At 74.2% G+C, this 2331-nt stretch carries 2 protein-coding genes; one reads left to right on the top strand and one right to left on the bottom strand.

Features of this window, described 5'->3' with window-relative positions; genetic code table 11:
• Window positions 1–135: 135 nt before the first annotated feature.
• Window positions 136–1164: a LacI family DNA-binding transcriptional regulator gene (locus tag ACFXBC_RS35005; RefSeq protein ID WP_385034159.1), complete on the bottom strand. Its 1029-nt coding sequence runs from the start codon at window positions 1162–1164 to the stop codon at window positions 136–138.
• Between the two features lie 137 nt (window positions 1165–1301).
• Between ACFXBC_RS35005 and ACFXBC_RS35000 the strand changes: the two genes are divergently transcribed.
• Window positions 1302–2330 (top strand): ROK family protein, encoded by a 1029-nt coding sequence (locus ACFXBC_RS35000; protein ID WP_385034155.1) that lies wholly within the window; start codon window positions 1302–1304, stop codon window positions 2328–2330.
• Window position 2331 lies beyond the last annotated feature (1 nt).

Raw genomic sequence — 2331 nt, 5'->3', positions numbered from 1 at the left:
TTACCACCCCACCCCGTCATCCGTGTTGTTGTCCTGTATGGTGGGCTCGGTGTTGTGTATAAGAGACAAGCCCCCGCAACAATGCGGTTCTCCCGGCGGGGGCGGCGCTGTCGGTGATGCCGCGGAGCGGGGCTGTCACGCGGGCGGGACCTCGCCCGAGCCGCGTGCGATGAGCCGGGTCGGCAGCACCTTCTGCGCGGGCGCGTCGCTCGCGCCGTCCAGTCTGCGGAAGAGCGTCTCGGCCGCCGTGCGCCCCAGCGCCGCCGAGTCCTGGGCGATCACCGTGATCCCGAGCAGGTCCGCCAGCTCGATGTCGTCGAACCCGACGAGGGCCACCTGCCGCTCGCGCTCGGCCAGGACCCGCACCGCGGTCACCGTCACCCGGTTGTTGCCCGCGAAGATCGCGGTGACCGGCGACGGCCCGTCCAGCAGCGTCTCGACCGCGGTACGCACCCGGTCGGCCTCCGTGACACCGAGCGACACCCAGGCGTCGTCCACGTCGAGCCCGCCATCCGCCATGGCCGCGTGGTAGCCCCGCAGCCGCTCGGTGGCCGTGTGGATGCGCGGCTGGTCACCGATGAAGCCGATCCTGCGGTGGCCCCCCGCGATCAGATGGGCGACACCGTCGCGCGCGCCGCCGAAGGTGTGCGAGAACACCATGTCCGCGTCGATCCTCCCGGCGGGACGGTCCACGAAGACGGTGGCCACCCCGGCGGCGATCTCCGGCTCCAGATAGCGGTGGTCGTCCCCGGCCGGGATCACGATCAGCCCGTCCACCCGGCGGGCGCAGAGCGCGAGGACCAGCTCCTGCTCCCGCTCCGGGTCCTCGGCGCTCGATCCGTTGATGAGCAGGGCGCCGTGGGCGCGGGCCACCTCCTCCACCGCGCGGTTCAGCGGCCCGTAGAACGGGTCGGCGAGGTCCTCCAGGACCAGCCCGATGCTCGCGGTGCGCCCCTTGCGCAGCACGCGCGCGCTGTCGTTGCGGCGGAACCCGAGTGCCTCGATCGCCTCCTGGACCCGGCGCTCGGTGTCGGGTGTGACGCCCGCCTCGCCGTTCACCACCCGCGAAACGGTCTTGAGGCCGACTCCGGCGCGCGCGGCGACGTCCTTCATCGTCGGCCGGTTGCCGTAGCGGGGCTCGGAGTGGCTGGCGGTCCGGTCCACGGTGCGCTGTCCTGTCGTCGGCTGGGGTGCGGTGGGAGATGCGTGTCGAGCATAGGGCCTGGACAACGTTGTCAGGTGAATGGAGACTGACGTCTTGCACTCCTCATCACCCCTTGCCACCTGGAGATCCGACAGCAATGCACAACCACCTCGTAGCCGCGCTCGACATCGGCGGCACAAAGATCGCCGGCGCGCTGGTGGACGGCACGGGGCAGATTCTCGTACGCACGCAGGCGCCGACCCCCGCCAAGGAGGACGGCGACACCGTGTTCGGTGCCGTCGGTGACGTGCTCGACGGGCTCGCCGCCGACCCCCGCTGGGGGCGCGTGACCGCCGTCGGGATCGGCAGCGCCGGGCCGGTGGACGCGTCCGCGGGCACCGTCAGCCCGGTCAATGTGCCCGGCTGGCGCGACTACCCGCTCGTCGACCGGGTGCGCGAAGCGGTGGGCGGTCTGCCCGTCACGCTCGTCGGGGACGGCGTCGCGATGACCGCGGCCGAGCACTGGCAGGGCGCGGCCCGCGGCTATGACAACGCGCTGTGCATGGTCGTCTCCACCGGTGTGGGCGGCGGTCTGGTCCTGGGCGGCACCCTGCGCGCCGGCCCCAGCGGCAACGCCGGGCACATCGGCCACATCAGCGTCGATCTGGACGGCGACGCCTGCCCGTGCGGTTCGCGCGGCTGTGTGGAGCGCATCGCGAGCGGCCCGAACATCGCCCGCCGGGCGCTGGCCGGCGGCTGGCGGCCGGGCCCCGACGGTGACACGACCGCGGCGGCGGTCGCCGCGTCGGCGCGCGCGGGCGACCCCACCGCTGTCGCGTCCTTCGAGCGCGCCGCCCAGGCGCTCGCCGCCGGGATCGCCGCCACCGCGACCCTGGTCGAGATCGACATCGCGGTGATCGGCGGGGGAGTGGCGGGCGCGGGCGATGTGCTGTTCGACCCGCTGCGCCGCGCCCTGCGGGAGTACGCCACGCTCTCCTTCGTACAGCAGCTGAAGGTGGCGCCCGCGCTCATGGGCAACGACGCCGGGCTGGTCGGCGCGGCCGCGGGGGGGCCCCGCGGGGGGGGGCGCAGACGCGCCGGCGGGGCGGCCCCCCGACACGCGGCGCGCGCGAAGCGCCCACCCCCCCCCCCGCGAAGCCCCGCCCCCGCGCCGCGAGGGGGTTAGA

This window comes from Streptomyces sp. NPDC059398 (assembly GCF_042751845.1).
Lineage (GTDB): Bacteria > Actinomycetota > Actinomycetes > Streptomycetales > Streptomycetaceae > Streptomyces.
The sequence above is the reverse complement of the archived record's forward strand: the minus strand, read 5'-3'. Positions and strand labels throughout refer to the sequence as shown.